The sequence below is a fragment of the Rhodoferax sp. XS2R6 genome (assembly GCF_056521365.1).
Genome location: NZ_JBWMAY010000002.1, coordinates 1,021,903 through 1,038,849, shown reverse-complemented (window position 1 = coordinate 1,038,849; position 16,947 = coordinate 1,021,903). Strand labels below are relative to the sequence as shown.

Annotated in this window: 12 protein-coding genes; 7 read left to right on the top strand and 5 right to left on the bottom strand. The window is 63.1% G+C overall.

Annotated features, from left to right (window positions below):
* Positions 1–60: 60 nt before the first annotated feature.
* From glgC to AC097A_RS11400, 5 genes are all read left to right on the top strand, one after another.
* A complete protein-coding gene (gene glgC, locus AC097A_RS11420; RefSeq protein WP_479620920.1) occupies positions 61–1,365 on the top strand; it encodes a glucose-1-phosphate adenylyltransferase in 1,305 nt (434 codons plus the stop codon).
* Positions 1,366–1,509: 144 nt separating this feature from the next.
* Positions 1,510–2,982, top strand: coding sequence for a glycogen synthase GlgA (gene glgA / locus AC097A_RS11415; RefSeq protein WP_479620919.1), 1,473 nt, complete (start codon positions 1,510–1,512; stop codon positions 2,980–2,982).
* Positions 2,983–3,009: 27 nt separating this feature from the next.
* Positions 3,010–5,484, top strand: coding sequence for a glycogen/starch/alpha-glucan phosphorylase (locus tag AC097A_RS11410; RefSeq protein ID WP_479620918.1), 2,475 nt, complete (start codon positions 3,010–3,012; stop codon positions 5,482–5,484).
* A 688-nt stretch (positions 5,485–6,172) separates the two neighbouring features.
* Positions 6,173–10,459: an RHS repeat-associated core domain-containing protein gene (locus tag AC097A_RS11405; RefSeq protein ID WP_479620917.1), complete on the top strand. Its 4,287-nt coding sequence runs from the start codon at positions 6,173–6,175 to the stop codon at positions 10,457–10,459.
* Positions 10,460–10,701: 242 nt separating this feature from the next.
* Positions 10,702–11,199, top strand: coding sequence for an RHS repeat domain-containing protein (locus AC097A_RS11400; protein WP_479620950.1), 498 nt, complete (start codon positions 10,702–10,704; stop codon positions 11,197–11,199).
* A gap of 253 nt (positions 11,200–11,452) precedes the next feature.
* Here AC097A_RS11400 and AC097A_RS11395 read toward each other — a convergent pair whose 3' ends face one another.
* The 5 genes from AC097A_RS11395 to AC097A_RS11375 form a co-directional block, all read right to left on the bottom strand.
* Complete coding sequence (locus AC097A_RS11395) at positions 11,453–11,821, bottom strand: DUF1294 domain-containing protein (protein WP_479620916.1); 369 nt, start codon at positions 11,819–11,821, stop codon at positions 11,453–11,455.
* On the bottom strand, positions 11,818–12,531 hold the full coding sequence (locus AC097A_RS11390; RefSeq protein WP_479620915.1) for a YebC/PmpR family DNA-binding transcriptional regulator: 714 nt from the start codon (positions 12,529–12,531) through the stop codon (positions 11,818–11,820). The genes AC097A_RS11395 and AC097A_RS11390 overlap by 4 nt, the downstream gene beginning before the upstream one ends.
* Before the next feature lie 33 nt (positions 12,532–12,564).
* The gene (locus AC097A_RS11385) at positions 12,565–13,632 is read right to left on the bottom strand and encodes an acyltransferase family protein (RefSeq protein WP_479620914.1); all 1,068 of its coding nucleotides are present in this window, start codon (positions 13,630–13,632) and stop codon (positions 12,565–12,567) included.
* A 40-nt stretch (positions 13,633–13,672) separates the two neighbouring features.
* Positions 13,673–14,593 (bottom strand): CoA transferase, encoded by a 921-nt coding sequence (locus AC097A_RS11380; RefSeq protein ID WP_479620913.1) that lies wholly within the window; start codon positions 14,591–14,593, stop codon positions 13,673–13,675.
* 61 nt (positions 14,594–14,654) lie between these two features.
* On the bottom strand, positions 14,655–15,113 hold the full coding sequence (locus AC097A_RS11375; protein ID WP_479620912.1) for a flavodoxin domain-containing protein: 459 nt from the start codon (positions 15,111–15,113) through the stop codon (positions 14,655–14,657).
* A gap of 105 nt (positions 15,114–15,218) precedes the next feature.
* On the opposite strand from AC097A_RS11375, the gene AC097A_RS11370 reads away from it, so the two are divergent.
* Positions 15,219–16,322: a 3'-5' exonuclease gene (locus tag AC097A_RS11370; protein ID WP_479620911.1), complete on the top strand. Its 1,104-nt coding sequence runs from the start codon at positions 15,219–15,221 to the stop codon at positions 16,320–16,322.
* 6 nt (positions 16,323–16,328) lie between these two features.
* Positions 16,329–16,910, top strand: coding sequence for an MOSC domain-containing protein (locus AC097A_RS11365; RefSeq protein ID WP_479620910.1), 582 nt, complete (start codon positions 16,329–16,331; stop codon positions 16,908–16,910).
* Positions 16,911–16,947: the final 37 nt, after the last annotated feature.

Genomic DNA, 16,947 nt, shown 5'->3' with positions numbered 1-16,947 from the left:
CCGCAGCCATTTCGAGATTTTTTGCAGAACGACCCCACTAAAAATGAACAGGAGACAAGCATGAACACAACGGAGACCCAACGCAGCCTGGTGCAGCAAGAGCGCCATATGCAGCCCCACATGCTGGTGCGCCGCACCATTGCCTTGGTGCTGGCCGGAGGCCGCGGTTCACGCCTCAAGCAACTGACTGACCGCCGCGCCAAACCCGCGGTGTACTTTGGCGGCAAGTTCCGCATCGTCGACTTTGCGCTGTCCAACTGCGTGAACTCGGGCATTCGCCGCATTGGCGTGATCACGCAGTACAAATCCCACTCGCTGTTGCGCCACTTGCAGCGCGGCTGGAGCTTTTTGCGTGCGGAACTGAACGAGATGGTGGACCTGCTGCCCGCCCAGCAGCGCGTGGACGAAGAACACTGGTACCGCGGAACGGCCGACGCCATCTATCAAAACCTGGACATCATCCAGAGCAGCAAGCCCGAGTACGTGGTGGTGCTGGCCGGCGACCACGTCTACAAGATGGACTACTCGTTGATGCTCAAGGACCACGTGGACAGCGGTGCGGGCTGCACCGTGGGCTGCATCGAAGTGCCACGTGCCGAAGCCAGTGCTTTTGGCGTGATGGCGGTGGACGGTACCCGCAAGATCACCGAGTTTGTGGAGAAGCCGGCCGATCCGCCCCCCATGCCCGGCAACGATGCCGTGTCGCTGGCCAGCATGGGGATTTACATCTTCGATTCCAAGTACCTGTACGATCTGTTGGAAGACGACATTGCCAACCCCAACTCCAGCCACGACTTTGGCAAGGACGTGATCCCGCGCGTGGTGCGCGAGGGGCGGGCGATTGCCCATCCGTTCTCCATGTCCTGCGTGTCGTCCACACCCGATGCCGTCCCTTACTGGCGCGATGTGGGCACGATCGATGCGTTCTGGGAAGCCAATCTGGATCTTGCGTCCGTCACCCCCGAACTCGACATCTACGACACCAACTGGCCCATCTGGACCAGCCAGCGCCAATTGCCGCCGGCCAAGTTTGTGCAGGACGCCGATGGCAAGCACGGCCAGGCCATCAACACCATGGTGTCGGGCGGCTGCATTGTGTCGGGCTCCATCGTGAGCAACTCGGTGCTGTTCAGCAGTGTTCGGGTGCATTCCTTTTGCGTGATTGACCAGGCCGTGCTGCTGCCGGAAGTGACCATTGGCCGCGGCTGCCGCCTGAGCCGTGTGGTGGTGGACCGCGGCTGCACCGTGCCCGAGGGGCTGGTGATCGGCGAAGACCCGGTGGCGGACGCCGCACGCTTTGAGCGCACCGAAAATGGCGTGGTGCTGGTCACCAAGGACATGCTGATGAAATTAAGCACCCCCTGAGCCGCTGCGCGTCTCCCCCTCTCTCGCCTTTGGCGGGAGGGGGGCGCACCCGGTGGCCCGGCAAAGCCGGTTCCACGGGATGCCCTGGGTTGGCGCTTCCTCGCAGCCACTGAAAGAGTAAATGTCATTTTGAAGAAAGAGCCCATGCGCATCTTGCAAGTTAGTGCCGAGATTTTTCCGCTGCTCAAAACCGGAGGGCTGGCCGACATTGCCGGCGCGCTGCCCGCCGCCCTGCAAGAGGCGGGCTGTGATGTGCGCGTGATGCTGCCGGGCTTCCCGGCCATCTGTGCAGGGCTGGAAGGGGCTACGCCCGTGGGCAGCTTTGCCATGCCCTGGGGCGAGCGGGTGGAGGTGGTCTATGGCACGCTGCCAGCGCTGGCGCGGGAGGGGCGCACGCTGGGTGCCTATGTGCTCATCGCCCCCGGCCTGTACGACCGGCCGGGCAACCCCTACGAAGATGCCAACAAGCAGGCCTATGGCGACAACCACCGGCGCTTTGCGGCGCTGGGTCTGGCCGCCGCCCATGTGGCGCACGGGCTGGATGCACAGTGGCGCCCCCAGTTGGTGCACAGCCATGACTGGCATGCCGCGCTGGCCCCGGCCAGCCTGGCGCTGTGGAATGAGGGGCAAGGCCCGCGCGTGCCCTCGGTCTACACCGTGCACAACCTGGCCTACCAGGGCGTGTTTGGCCCTGAGCACTTTGGCGACCTGGGCCTGCCCGGGCGCGCCTTCCACGTGCATGGCATGGAGTTCCACGGCCAGCTCTCGTTCATGAAGGCCGGGCTGTTTTACGCCAACCACATCACCACCGTCAGCCCCACCTATGCGCGGGAGATTCAGGGTCCGGAGCAGGGCTGCGGGCTGGACGGCCTGCTGCGCGCGCGCCACCAGCATCTCAGCGGCATCCTGAATGCGGTGGATGACAGCGTGTGGAACCCGTCCACCGATGCGCTGATTGCGCATGCCTATGACGCCCGCCACATGACCGGCAAGGCGCAGAACAAGGCCGTGCTGCAGGCCGAAATGGGCCTCGCGCTGGAGCCGGATGCGCCGCTGTTTGCCGTGGTGAGCCGCCTGACCGAGCAAAAAGGCTTGCCGCTGGTGCTGGCCGCGGTGGACGAAATCGTCGCGCGCGGTGGTCAGCTGCTGGTGCTGGGCAGTGGCGAGACCGGACTGGAGCAGGCCTTTGTGGCTCAGGCCAAAGCGCACAAGGGCCGCGTGGCCGTGAAGCTGGGCTACGACGAGACCTTTGCCCACCGCATCTTTGCGGGCAGCGACGTGACGCTGGTGCCCTCGCGCTTCGAGCCCTGCGGCCTGACCCAGATGTACGGCCTGAAGTACGGCAGCCTGCCGCTGGTGCGCCGCGTGGGTGGCCTGGCCGACACGGTGGTGGACAGCGACCTGGAAACCCTGGACGACCGCAGTGCCACCGGCTTTGTGTTCGACGACATGGACGAAACCCAGTACCGCCGTGCGGTGCGCCGGGCTTTTGCGCTGTACCACCGCAAGGCCGAATGGAACCGTGTGCGCCAGACCGGCATGAAGCTTGCCTTCGACTGGGCCAGTGCTGCCCAGCACTATGTCGCGCTGTACCAAAACCTGATTGCCCAGGCCTGATGGCCCTTATCGCCACACGCTCACACCATGACCCAAACGACAGCCACCGCCACCGCTCCCAATTTTGAGTTTGACGCCCCTGGGCGCGATCTGGAGTCGCTCAAGCGCTCCATCGCCAACAAGCTGATGTTCGTGGTCGGCAAAGACCCGCAGGCCGCGCGCCCCGAAGACTGGCTGCACGCCGCCGCCTACGCCGTGCGCGACCAATTGGTAGAGCGCTGGATGACCACCACGCGCGCCCAGTACGCGCAGGACGCCAAGCGCGTGTACTACCTCAGCATGGAATTCTTGATTGGCCGCACCTTCAGCAACGCCATGCTGGCCGTGGGCCTGCGTGAGCGCGTGAAGCAGGCCCTGGCCGACTTTGGTGTCGATATGGACGCGGTGACCGAGCTGGAGCCCGATGCGGCGCTGGGCAACGGCGGCCTGGGCCGGCTCGCCGCGTGCTTTCTCGATTCCATGGCCACGCTCAACATTCCGGGTTTCGGCTACGGCATCCGTTACGACTACGGCATGTTCAAGCAAACCATTGTGGACGGTCGCCAGGTGGAAGTGCCTGACTACTGGCTCACCCACGGCAACCCCTGGGAGTTTCCGCGCCCCGAGGTGAATTACCGCGTGCAGTTTGGCGGCCATGTGGTGAAAGAGGGCGACGCCTACAAATGGGTGGACAGCCACGATGTGCAGGCTATGGCCTATGACACCATCATCCCCGGCTACGCCACCAAGGCAACCAACACGCTGCGCCTGTGGTCCGCCAAGGCCACGCAGGAGATTGACCTGGGCGCCTTCAACCGCGGCAACTACTTTGCGGCGGTGGAGACCAAAAACCACTCCGAGAATGTGTCGCGCGTGCTCTACCCAGACGACTCCACGCCCTCGGGCCGCGAGCTGCGCCTGCACCAGGAATACTTCTTCTGCAGTGCCAGCGTGCAAGACTTGCTGCGCCGCTACCTGCGCACGCACACCGGCTTTGAGAACCTGCCCAGCAAGGTCAGCATCCACCTGAACGACACGCACCCTGTGCTGGCCATCCCCGAGCTCATGCGCCTGCTGCTGGACGAGCACCATCTGCCCTGGGCCGATGCCTGGCGCCTGTGCCAGGGCGTGTTCAGCTACACCAACCACACCCTCATGCATGAGGCGCTGGAGACTTGGCCCGTGGAGATGATGGGCCGCATCCTGCCGCGCCATTTGCAGATCATTTACGACATCAACGCCCAGTTCCTGGCGCAGATTTCGCAGCGCGGCGGCAGTGCCGAGCTGCTGCGCAAGGTCAGCCTGGTGGACGAGGGCGGCGAGCGCCGCGTGCGCATGGCCTACCTGGCCGTGGTGACCAGCCATTCGGTCAACGGCGTGTCGGCCCTGCACTCCGAGCTCATGAAGGAAAGCATTTTTCTGGACTTTGCCAAGCTCTGGCCCGAGCGTTTCAACAACAAGACCAACGGCATCACCCCGCGCCGCTGGCTGGCGCAGGCCAACCCGGCCTTGTCGGCCGTGCTGGACAAGCAGGTGGGCACCGGTTGGCGCCGGGACCTCACGCAGCTCAGCGGGCTGAACGGTGTGCTGACCCAGCCCAAGGTCATAGAGGCTTTCCAGGGCGCCAAGCTGGCCAACAAGGAGCGTCTGGCGGCCTGGGTACAGGCCAATATGGGCCTGACCATTCCCACTGACGCGCTGTACGACGTGCAGGTCAAGCGCATCCACGAGTACAAGCGCCAGCTGCTCAATGTGCTGCACGTGGTCACGCGCTATTTGCGCATCATCAACCACCCCGGCTCGGTCACCGTGCCGCGCGTGGTGGTGTTTGCCGGCAAGGCCGCGTCGGCCTACCACATGGCCAAGCAGATCATTCACCTGATCAACAACGTGGCCAGCGTGGTCAACAACGACCCGCGCGTGGGCAACCAGCTCAAGGTGGTGTTCATCCCCAACTACAGCGTGAGCCTGGCGGAGCGCATCATCCCTGCGGCCGACCTGTCCGAACAAATCTCCACTGCTGGCACCGAGGCCTCGGGCACCGGCAACATGAAGTTCGCGCTCAACGGCGCGCTCACCATCGGCACGCTGGACGGTGCCAATGTGGAGATTCTGGAAAGCGTGGGTGCGGACAACATCTTCATCTTTGGCATGACCACGCCGCAGGTGGCCGCCACCCGCGCCGCCGGCTACCAGCCGCGTGCCATTGCCGAGGGCAATGCCGAGCTGACCGCGGTGCTCGAAGCCATCCGCGACGGTGTCTTCAGCCCTGACGAGCCCAGCCGCTTCCAGGCTATTTACGACTTGTTGGTGAACTGGGGCGACCACTACCTGCTGCTGGCCGACTACGCGGCCTACATTGCCGCGCAAGAGCAGGTGGATGCGGCCTACCAAAACCGCGAAGCCTGGGCCATCAAGGCCCTGCGCAACGTGGCCGCCATGGGCCCGTTCTCCGCCGACCGCACGATCGGCGAATACGCCGACAAGATCTGGAAAAGCACGCCGCTGGAACTGGCCAGCTAGGCAGTGGAGGGGCCAGTTTTAGATGAAATTGGCCTCTAGCCCACGTGGAATGTGCGCAAAATGCTATCAAAATATGAGCGACTACGCATTGCTTGAGGTGGCAGCATAGATGCTTCAGTGAAATTCCGTGCAATAAAAATCAGGGTGAATGCGGCTTGTAAGCACGTGTTCGGCTTGGCATTGCAGGAATTGGGGCTGAGACTGCGGGTTGAACACTCAGAGCCCCTACTCACACACTAAATTTGTTTTTTGCGAAAGAGCGGATGCCATGCATATTGACGGGAATTTGCTGTTTACACGATCTCTTTTGATAGCGCTCGTTATATGGAATAGTTCAGCGTTTGCCGAAATCAATCGGGTAAGCTATTTTTATATCAATGCTTACGACATGGTGGTGACAGGATCAACCCCATCGGCGGTGTGTGATGAGACTGCAACTCGAATCGGGGTGTCTTGGGTAAGGCCTTGGATAAAGGGTGAGGTGTATAACAATGGGCTGGCATGCTCCGTGAGTGAGATTGGCACTTTCGCGATACTGTCAGCTTTATCTTGTGTAGAAAACTCAAAGCTATCCGGCAGCACCTGCACCTGCAATACCGACTACTCCGAGAACTCCGACCACAACGCCTGCGTCAAGAACATCCCTGCACAAGCAGAAACGGTTTTGGGCCAACAAACCCAAGCCGGAATGTGCACAGCTGCCCCCATCACCCCCGCCACTGGCGAGAAGTACTACACCCACAGCGACTACACCGACACCGGCCCCCACCCCCTAAGCCTGAGCCGCACCTTCAGAAGCCGCTGGTCCGTCTCTGGAGCCGCAGGCTTTGCAGCCAACCCAGGCCTGGGCCAATCCTGGGCCCACAACCACAGCAGCAGCCTGAGCATTCAAACCAACGCGGGTGCAGCAGGCAACAGCCTGGTCGTCGTCACCTCCCTGCGCCTGACAGAAGGCAGCGGCGGCATCCGCATCTTCGAACCCGTGGCTGGCAGCACCCAATTCAAAGACTCCACCGGCCCCAGCACCATCACCGCAGGCACAGCCGGCAGCAACAGCCTGCCCTCGGGCTACACCCTGAACCTGGCCGACGACGACAGCACCTGGCAATTCGACGCTGCGGGCAAGCTGCTTACCAAGACCGAACGCAACGGCTGGACCACCACCTACAGATACATCGCTTCAGGCAACAGCACAGGCCAACTCGGCAGCATCACCAACGCCTTTGGCCGCAGCATCAGCCTCGCCTACAACACAGCCGGTCAACTCAGCAGCGCCACCATGCCCGACGGCCAGGTGTTCAGCTACACCTTTGGTAGCAGCTCGCGCTTGATCACTGTGGGCTACCTCGGCAATGTGTCTAAAACCTACCTCTATGAAGACAGCCGCTGGCCCAACAGCGTCACCGGCATAGTCGACGAACGCGGCACCCGCCTGGCCACCGTCGTCTACGACACCCAGGGCAGGGCAGTCGAGAGTGGCTACGCCGGAGGTGCCGACTACTACAAGGTCGCCTACCCCAGCACCACCGCCTGGACCAGCGCCCAGGTCACCGACCCATTGGGCACCACCCGCAACTACAGCTACGGCACCACCCTTGGCAAACTCATCGTCACCGGGGCCGACAAACCCAGTGGTTCGGGCGGTTCAGACGCCGCCAGCCGTGTACAAAACGCCAGCGGCCTCATCGACAGTGAGACCGACTTCGCAGGCGTACTCACCATGTACACCTGGGACAGTACCCGCCGGCTCCCCTTAAGCACCACCCAAGCCGCCGGCCGCCCAGAGGCCGTCACCACCAGTACCCAATGGCATGTCACTCTGCGCCTGCCCGTCAAAGTGACCGAGCCCGGCAAGACCACCGACACCACGTACGACACCCGTGGCAACCCCTTGAGCGAAACCACCACCGACACCACCGGCGGCCCCAGCAATGGCCAGACCCGCACCTGGGCCTGGTCGTATCTGACAACGGGTGGTGCCGCCAACAACCTGGTCGCCACCCAAACCGACCCGCTGGGCCAAGTCTGGAGCTTTGCCTACAACGCCCAAGGCCAGCGCACCAGCGCTACCAACCCCCTGAATCACACCACCAGCACCAGCTATGACACCGCAGGCCGCCTGGCCACCCAGACCGAACCCGGTGCGAACGGCACCAACCTGGTCACCAGCTACGCCTACGACCTGCGTGGCCGCCTCACCCAAGTCAGCGCTGGCGGAGAAACCACCGCCTACACCTACACCGCCAGTGGTCAGATCGCCAGCGTCACCCAGCCCAACGGTTACGCCATCAGCTACACCTACGACGCAGCCCAACGCCTCACCGCCGCCAGCGACAACCGTGGCAACCGCAGCAGTTACACCCTGGACGGCATGGGCAACCGCACCCTGGAACAACTCAAAGACCCCAGCGACAACATCGCCTGGGCCACCAGCCGCGTGGTCAATAGCTTGAACCGCGTGAGCAGTATCACCAGCGGGCAGGGCACCACGCAATACGGCTTTGATGCCAACGGCCAGGCCACCAGCCAAACCGACCCCCTGGGCCACACCACCACCCAAATGCTGGACGGACTGCGCCGCCCCACGGCCACCACCTTGCCCGACAACAGCAGCACCAGCACCGCCTGGACCGCGCTGGGGGACCTGGCATCCGCCAAAGACCCCAAAGGCATCACCACCAGCTACGTACGCAACGCTTGGGGCGAAGTGCTGAGCGAAACCAGCCCAGACAGCGGCACCCAAAGCTACAGCCGAGACGCAGCTGGCAACATCACCAGCAAAACCGACGCCCTGGGTAAAACCACCAGCTACCAGCGCGACGCACTGGGCCGCCCCAGCACCATCGCCCTGGCTGATGGCAGCACCCAAACCCTGGCCTACACCGCAGCCGGCAACCTCGCCCAGATCACCGACCCCAGCGGCAGCACCAGCTACACCTACGACCTGCTCAGCCGCCTGCTCAGCAAGACCCAAACCGTCAACGACAACCCGTCCAACCCCAGCACCACCACCACGGCTTACACCTACCACCCCGGTGGCCAGATCGCCAGCATCCGCTACCCCAGCGGGCTCAAGGTGTTCTACCGCCTGGGCACCGGCAGCAATGTGGGGCGCATCGTGCAGGTGGATGTGCAACGCCCGCCGAGTGCAACAGGTGCTTCAGGAGCACAGCCCGTACTTCCGTGGATGGAGCGGCTGGAACACCACCCTCTGGGCAGGCCCAAGTATTGGGCTTGGAACTGCATAGGCGGACAGTCCGGGTGCGCCAAAGCCAGCCGCAACTTTGACGCCAGCGGCCGCATGATCAGCAATGAGTTTGCGAGCTACACCTGGGACGCCGCCTCGCGCATCACCGCAATCAAGCAATACGTAGCGGCCACCCAAGACGCCGTGCTAGCCAGTGGCACCAAGCCTGCGGTGCCTGCCTACACGTATGAAGTATCGATGGTCTGGAACGCAGCCTATGACGCGCGCGACCGCCTGACCGGCTTTAACCGCGCAGCAGCAGAGCAAAGCTTTAGCTACGACCCCAACAGCAACCGCCTCAGCAGTACCAAGAAAACCAGCAGCGATAGCGACCTGGATGGGGACTTCGCCCAAAGCGACACCCTCACATCCAGCTACGCCCAGACCGTGACCCAAACCCCACAGATCGATGCGCAAAGCAACCGACTGCTCGGGTTTACACAGCAAAGCACCTTGCAGCAGACGCTCAACGCAAGCACCACAACCAGCGCCAGCTCTGCCACGGTCAACTACCAACTGGATACCGCTGGCAACCTCACCAGTGACGGACTGCGCCAGTTCCAGCACGACAGCGCCAACCGCCTGGCCTCCGTCCAGATTGGGCAAGGCGACGACGCCAGCAAAGTCGTCTACCTGCACAACGCACTGGGCCAGCGCGTCTTTAAGAGCGAACCCCAAGTGGCCCACACAGCCCCAGACAGCGCGACACTGGGCACAAGCTTTGTGAGCTGGTTGCAGCAAAACTTTGGTTGGTTGTTTGCCCAGGCCCAACAAAACGCCACCCTGGGACAAAGCTATGTGTACGGCGACCCTTCGACAGGCTCAGGACAGGCCGGACTGCAGAGCTACAACCTGCTGGGGGAATACGGCAACGGCAGCAGCCAAGGCCTGGCGCGCACCGAGTACCTGTGGCTACCCACAGAAACCGGGCAGGCCGAACTGGTAGGCCTGTACCAAAACGACCGCTTCTACGCCATCCACACCGACCACCTGGGCACACCGCGCAAGGTGACGGACGATGCGGGCAAGGTTGCATGGCAATGGGCCTACAGTGCGTTTGGAGACAACAAGCCCACGGGCCCCTTGAGGTCGAGCCCCAAAGTGGTGGCGGGCCAAACCATCAACATGCTCAAAGCCACGCAACCCACGGTGATGCTGAACCTGCGGTTCCCGGGGCAGTACTTTGATTCGGAATCGAATCTGAGCTACAACTACTTCCGGAGTTATCAGCCGCCCCAGGGCCGATATACCCAATCTGATCCGATTGGACTAAACGGGGGCTGGAATCGGATGGGGTATGTTGGAGGAAGTCCGATCAGCTACGCCGATCCCTTCGGTCTCGACAATCCAGATATGGGCACTTATGGTCCGGGGCGAAATCAAGGGCAAGGCTTGTCGGCAGCACAGCAACGAAAAGAGGCAATTGCAGATTTCATGCGCAATTACAACGATATGAAGGCTGCGAACACCATCGGTGGGGACAAATATTTCCACTGCAAAGCTAATTGCGAAGCTACAAGGCGAGGGCCTGAGGGGGAAGCGACTGCATGCACAATTTCTGACACGCGAGAGTGGACAGACCAGAAAATTAAAGGTGATCCAGCCACTGCGTCCAGAGCAGATCAAGCTGCAAATGCGATTGGCCGAAGCGGTGCTTTGAGTTCAAGCCAGTCGTGTAGCGCTGTCTGCGCTCCATTCCGTCCAACAGGACTTCCCCCACAATATTGAGAAACAAGCAGGACAAACATGCGCAAAAGAATCTGGGTTACTTTAGCGGTTGTGGCTGCCGTGGGACTTACCTTTTGGGTCAATCGGCAGATATTAATCGATCGATGCTTAGACGGTGGGGGGGCGTGGGATTACGACGTTAGTCGCTGCAATGGTGATCAGCCGAACAAATGAATAAGAGTTGGTGTACCCAGCTACTAAAGTTGGTCTGGCGGCTTCGCTCTTAGAGCTCTTGGAATGATCTGAGCAGCGACGGCCTGCGTGCATTCAACGGCAGCAGCCAAGGCCTGGCGCGCACCGAGTACCTGTGGCTACCCACAGAAACCGGGCAGGCCGAACTGGTAGGCCTGTACCAAAACGACCGCTTCTATGCCATCCACACCGACCACCTGGGCACGCCGCGCAAGGTGACGGACGATGCGGGCAAGGTTGCATGGCAATGGGCCTACAGTGCGTTTGGAGACAACAAGCCCACGGGCCCCTTGAAGTCGAGCCCCAAAGTGGTGGCGGGGCAAACCATCAACATGCTCAAAGCCACGCAACCCACGGTGACGCTGAACCTGCGGTTCCCGGGGCAGTATTGGGATGATGAATCTAAGTTGAGTTACAACTACTTCCGGAGTTACCAGCCTGGACAGGGGCGGTATACAGCCAACATCCCGTTCTGCGACCGCCCGACATGGTTGCGGTCAATCAGCCCAACTTGTAGTTGCACAAGGCCGCAGCAGTCACTGAGTTGAGTCGTAAAACGCCACTCGCCATTCCAGCCACTATGGCTGTGGAGTAGCGGGTGGCTTCTGCCTTTCAGTACTTTGATTCGGAATCGAATCTGAGCTACAACTGAAGCCTCCTTGAGAGCTTGATCCCGTTTAAAGTAGAGAACACTTTTAAATGGGAATGCCTGTACGCCAGTAGCGTAGGCGGACTAGGCGTTTGATGATGCCGATTTCAAGCTAAATTAGCCTGTAGCCCACGTAGGTACTGCGCAAGCAGCTATAAATTCAGTAGCGGCTTGATCCGTTCCCAGAACAAATAACAGCACAGTACGCCCAGGTGCACCCATACCGTCACCCAATACGTCGTCTGAAAACTGGGCTTGATGGTTTTGTGCCGCAGCACCTGCTGTGCCAAGCGCGCAGCGGGCCAGCCGCCAGCCAAAGCCAGCAAGTGCAAGGTGCTTTCCTGGATGCGCCATTGCCTGGCGCTGGCAGCGCGCTTGTCCAGCCAATAAGCGATAAAGGTTGCAACGTTTAGGGCAAGGACTAGCCCCAAAACCAAGGGCGGCAGGCGGTGTTGGAAGATGCCCCAACCCAGCCATGCCGCCCAGAGTGCCGCCAGGGTGGCGGCGGGTAGCTGCTTCAACCCGCCAGCGCCACGTACACGTTCTGCACGTCGTCGTTGCCGTCGATGGCGGCCAGGAAGGATTCGACTTCTTCCAGCGCTTCGGCGCTCAGGGTGCTGGGGTCTACGGGGTTTTTGGCCTTGTAGCCCAGTTTGACGGACAGCACGTTGAAGCCGAAGTTGGGCAGGGCGCGGCTGACCAGGTCCAGGTCGGCGGGGTCGGTGTAGAAAACGGTGTTGCCTTCTTCGTCGCCGGCTTCAAAGTCTTGCGCACCGGCTTCAATGGCGGCCACTTCGGCGTCCGCATCGGCTGCGGTGGGGGCGGCTTCGATCATGCCCAGGTGGTTGAAATCCCAGGCCACCGAGCCACTGGTGCCGAGCTGGCCCTTGCGGAACAGCACGCGCATTTCAGGGGCGGTGCGCTTGACGTTGTCGGTCAGGCATTCCACCATCACGGCCACCTGGTGTGGGGCAAAACCTTCGTAGATGACGTGTTCGTAGTGCACCACTTCACCGGTCAGGCCTGCGCCCTTTTTGATGGCGCGGTCCAGCGTGTCCTTGGGCATGGACACCTTGCGGGCCTGCTCCACCACCAGGCGCAATTTGGAGTTGGCTGCCGGGTCCGCACCGCCGCGGGCGGCCACGGTAATTTCTTTCACCAGCTTGGTAAACAGCTTGCCCTTGGCATCGGCCACCAGTGCTTTGCCTTTTGCTTTCCATTGCGCGCCCATAGCGAGTCTTTCTGAGAGTTGTTCGGGGGGATTTTACTTGGCGGGCTGCGCTGGCAGGGCCGCACTGCGGCTGCGCCATTGTGCGATGCGCAGCTCCACCTGGGTGTGGAAGGCGTAGCTGGCCAATAGGCTCAGCGCCCAGGCCGCGGCGGTGAAGGGCAGGGCCCAGTCGGTGTCGCCGATATCGAGCACCGCCCATAGCGCATTGGCCAGCAGCAGCACCGAGAAGTGCACCAAAAACAGCGCATACGAGCTGTTGCTCAGGTGGCGCACCCAGGTGTCCACGCGGCGTGGCAGGTGCAGCGGCGTGCTGCCAAAACTGGCCAGCACGGTGGATACACCGATGGCCAGCGCAATCCGTTCGCGAAACTCCAATACCAGCGCGCCCAGCCCAGCCGACACGGTGCCCAGGTACAGCACCAGCGCGTAGCCGCTGTGGCGTGCGCGCAGGCCGGCCCACCAGGCCAGTGCGCCCAGGCCGTAGGCGCCAAAGAAGTACAGCGCCCACACGTCGTACTCCGCATCCAGGTTGAACCAGGTGAGCGAGGCTACGGCCATGGCCGCCACCAGTGCACCAGCCACCCAGCGGTTGCCGTGCGACAGCCACAAGAGCAGCGCCATCAGGGCGTAAAGCTGGAAGTCGATGGCCACGTACCAGACGCCGGCCGAGAGTGAATCCACCTCCAGCACGCTGTGCAGCAGGCTGGCGTGGGCTAGCCACTGGCCCAGGTTGGGGGTGGCAGGCACCAGGTCACCGTCCAGGTGCGGGCGGGCCAGGGCCGAGCACAGCATGGTGATCAGCAGCGCCGCCACAAAGGGCAGCACCAGCCGCTCGTAGCGCTGCCACAGCGTGCGCAGCAGGCCCTGGCGGGGCAGGTCGCTCTGGCCCAGGCTGCGTGCGGCCAGGTAACCGGCCACCACCAAAAACACCTGCACCGCCATGCGGGCGTAGTCGTACAACCATGCCATCAGCTCAGGGGCGGCCTGGGCAGCGGCGTCAGACAGGGGACCGTAGAGTGCGAAGTGGTGCAGGACGATGCACTGGGCAGCCACAATTTTGAGCAGGTCGATCAGGCGGTAGGCAGGGCGTTGCGGCAGCATCAATTCAAAAACAAAGCGCGCGCCTGCGCTGTGCAGGCGTCTAGTTCATCGTGTACAGGGGGATGTCCTTGGCGGCGGCCAGGGCGTCCAGTTGTTGGCGGGTTTTGCCGGCCAGGTAGGCGGCGATGGCCGTGTGCGTCTCGGGGGCGAACATGGCCAAGATGTGCGATTGTCGCAGACCCACCTCGGCCGCCAGCGCTGCAGCAAAATGCGGCTCCAGTGCGGCCATCGCCACCCGGCCGTCCTGGCAAGGGTAGACCCGGTAGCCCGCATGGCCGCCGCCTACCGCTGCGCCGGGCGCAGTCAGGCCCCATGTGCGCGGCAGCGCCAGGTAGCCCGCCGCCACCGACAGCGCCACCTCCTGATAGACGCCTTTGCCCTTTTGCAGCTGCAGCAGGCGGGCTTGCAGCACGGCTTCAGACGCCATAAGCGAGCCACCCATGTCGGCGTACAGCGTGGGGGGCAGGTCCAGGCCGCTCACCAGCGCGTTCTCTGCTAGGTAGGTCAGGTCGTGGCCGGGCTCCTCGGCGCGGGCGCCGGGTGCGCCCACAATGGCCACTACGCTGAGCTGGGGGTATTGCTTATGCAGCGCTTTCCATTCCAGCCCCAGTTTCTTGAGGGCTGAGGGGCGGAAGGACGTGAGCAGGATGTCGGTCTTGGCCAGCGCCTTGTGCAGGGCCTTCTGGCCTGCCTCGGTCTTGAGGTCGGCGCTGCTGATCTTCATGCCGGCGTGCATCACGTCGTAGGCCGCGCGGTTGTACAAGCCCATGGGGTCACCGCTGGTGCCCTGGGGGGCGCTGGGGTGGGGCGGGGGCTCCAGCTTGGTGCAGCTGGCGCCCATGTCGCGGCAGCGCATCAGCGCGGCCGGCCCAGGCAGGTTCAGCGCCAGGCTGAGGATGCGCACGCCCTTGAGCGGGCGCAGGGCAGGCGTAGTGGCAGCGGGGGCAGGGGTGGTGCGCATAGATTTGCTATCAAAAGTGAAGCTGTCCGCGCAGATTCTACGTGGGCTAGCGGCCTATTTCTTATGCAACTGTCGCCAGTTGGACTGCCCAGGCCTTGAGCCAGGCCACGGCGTCGTCTTCGGGCTGGCTGGTCTCCATGGCGTCCAGCACGCAGATCTCGCCCACGCGTTGCGCGCCCAGGTCGCGCAGGCGCTCGTCAAACTGTTTGCCGCCGCCCATGAAGCTGTCGCCATAGCTGCTGTCGCACAGCGCCACCAGGCCAAAGCGCACATGGCCCAGGTACTTGGCCTGCGCATCCAGCGAGTGGAACAGGGCCTGGGCGTTGTCCGGCACATCGCCATTGCCGGTGGTGCTGGTGCAAATGATGAAGGTGCCGGGCTGGTCGAACACGGTAATGTCCAGGCCGTCCATGGGTAGCACGTCTATGGTGGCCTGGATATCGTCGGCGCTGAATTGCAGGGCTTGGGCGACGACGCTGGCATTGCCATGCACGGTGCCTACGAGGATGGTGATCTGCATACGAGGAGGGGAAAGAACAGGGAGAAATGAGGATTGCGGCCGATGGTAGCGGCAATAATGGCAGCCTACCCGGCAACGGGATTCCCGTCATTTGCAGGTGCCTCCGTGACCCAACCCCTCGATTCGCAGCTGGGCTTTGCCTTTTTGGCCGAGCTGCCCACTCTGGACCTCGCGCCGCCCAAGCGCGCGGCCCGCGCGCCCAAGGCCGCTGCCAAGTCCACTACCGCCAAGTCCGCGCCCAGCGACACCACCCCTAGCCCCACGCCCCCGCTGGCGCCCGCACCTGTGGCCGCGCCCGCCGCCGCGCTGGATGCCGAAGCCATGGCCCAGGCGCTGGAAGCCCACCCCGACTACCGCGTGCAGCGCCGCCTGGTGCCCCGGCTGGACTGGCCCGGCACGGCGCAGGGCACCATCCAGCGCATTCTGGTGCTGGACACCGAAACCACCGGCCTGGACCAGGCCAAGGAAAAAATCATCGAGCTCGCGCTCTTGCGTGTGGACGTGGACACGGCCACCGGCCTGCCCGTGGGTCCGGTGCAGGTGTACGACGGGCTGGAAGACCCGGGCAAACCGATTCCGGCTGAGGTGGTGAAGATCACCGGCATTACCGACGCCGACGTGCAAGGCCAGGCGCTGGACGAGGCCCGTGTGGCGGAGCTGCTGCAGGGCGTGGACGTGGTGATTGCGCACAACGCCGGCTTTGACCGCCCGTTTGTGGAGAGCCGCCTGCCCGCGTTTGCCAAGGTGGCCTGGGCCTGTTCGTTTGCGGATATCGACTGGAAAGCCCAGGGCCGCAGCTCGGCCAAGCTGGAAAGCCTGGCGCAGGCGCTTGGCCTGTTCTACGACGCCCACCGCGCCGAGATGGACTGCCACGCGCTCTTGGCCGTGCTGGCCGCACCGCTGCCCCAGGGTGCTGGCACCGCGCTGGCCCATTTGCTGGAGGCAGCGCGCAACCCCAGCTACCGCCTGAGCGCGACCAACGCCCCGTTTGACGCCAAAGATCTGCTCAAAGCCCGCGGCTACCGCTGGAACGCTGACCAGCGCGTCTGGGCCACCCGCCTCTCCGACGACGCGGCACTGCACGCAGAATTTGCCTGGCTCAAAGAGCAGGTCTACAGCAATCGCCATGCTGCAGTGCAGATCGAGAAGCTGGATGCGCTGGCCAAGTACTCAGCCCGCACCGGCGTCACCACCCACCAGCAGCTCTAGGCCCCTATGGCATACCGGCTGGACAGTGTGCAGGTGGGCGCGGCGCGCAAGGTGCAGATCAGCGGGCGCAGCATCCTCACCGCCATCCACAAAACCGCGGTGGCTGGCCCGGTGCCCGTGCAGCCCCTGGGCTTGTTGGGGGACGAGCAGGCCGACCTCTCGGTGCACGGCGGGCTGGACAAGGCGGTCTACGCCTACCCCAGCGAGCACTACGCCTTTTGGCAACAGGCCCGGCGCGAGGCCGGTGTGGCTGAGATCGACGATGCACTGTCCTTTGGCAGCATGGGCGAAAACCTGACGCTCAGCGGCCTGCTGGAGGCCGATGTGTGGGTGGGCGATGTGCTGCGCTTTGCCAACTGCGCGCTGCGCGTGGTGCAGCCGCGCGAACCCTGTTTCAAGTTCAACGTCGCCATGGGCTTCAGCACCGCCGTCAAGGCCATGGCCCTGAGCGGGCGCTGCGGCTTCTACCTGGCGGTGAACGAGCCCGGCACCGTGCAGGCCGGCGAATCGTTCACTCTGGAACCCGGCTCGCGCCAGATGGGTATTCCTGAACTTTTCAAGGCCAAACTCTTCAAACATTTGCGCTGAACGGCCCAGGCCCAGCACTCGTAACCCGCAACGAAAG

What these genes read in the sequence shown, in the direction of transcription:
- glgC (WP_479620920.1), top strand. Translation starts at nt 61, where the DNA reads ATGAACACAACGGAGACCCAACGCAGCCTGGTGCAGCAAGAGCGCCAT.
- glgA (WP_479620919.1), top strand. Translation starts at nt 1,510, where the DNA reads ATGCGCATCTTGCAAGTTAGTGCCGAGATTTTTCCGCTGCTCAAAACC.
- AC097A_RS11410 (WP_479620918.1), top strand. Translation starts at nt 3,010, where the DNA reads ATGACCCAAACGACAGCCACCGCCACCGCTCCCAATTTTGAGTTTGAC.
- AC097A_RS11405 (WP_479620917.1), top strand. Translation starts at nt 6,173, where the DNA reads ATGTGCACAGCTGCCCCCATCACCCCCGCCACTGGCGAGAAGTACTAC.
- AC097A_RS11390 (WP_479620915.1), bottom strand. Translation starts at nt 12,531, where the DNA reads ATGGGCGCGCAATGGAAAGCAAAAGGCAAAGCACTGGTGGCCGATGCC.
- AC097A_RS11385 (WP_479620914.1), bottom strand. Translation starts at nt 13,632, where the DNA reads ATGCTGCCGCAACGCCCTGCCTACCGCCTGATCGACCTGCTCAAAATT.
- AC097A_RS11380 (WP_479620913.1), bottom strand. Translation starts at nt 14,593, where the DNA reads ATGCGCACCACCCCTGCCCCCGCTGCCACTACGCCTGCCCTGCGCCCG.
- AC097A_RS11375 (WP_479620912.1), bottom strand. Translation starts at nt 15,113, where the DNA reads ATGCAGATCACCATCCTCGTAGGCACCGTGCATGGCAATGCCAGCGTC.
- AC097A_RS11365 (WP_479620910.1), top strand. Translation starts at nt 16,329, where the DNA reads ATGGCATACCGGCTGGACAGTGTGCAGGTGGGCGCGGCGCGCAAGGTG.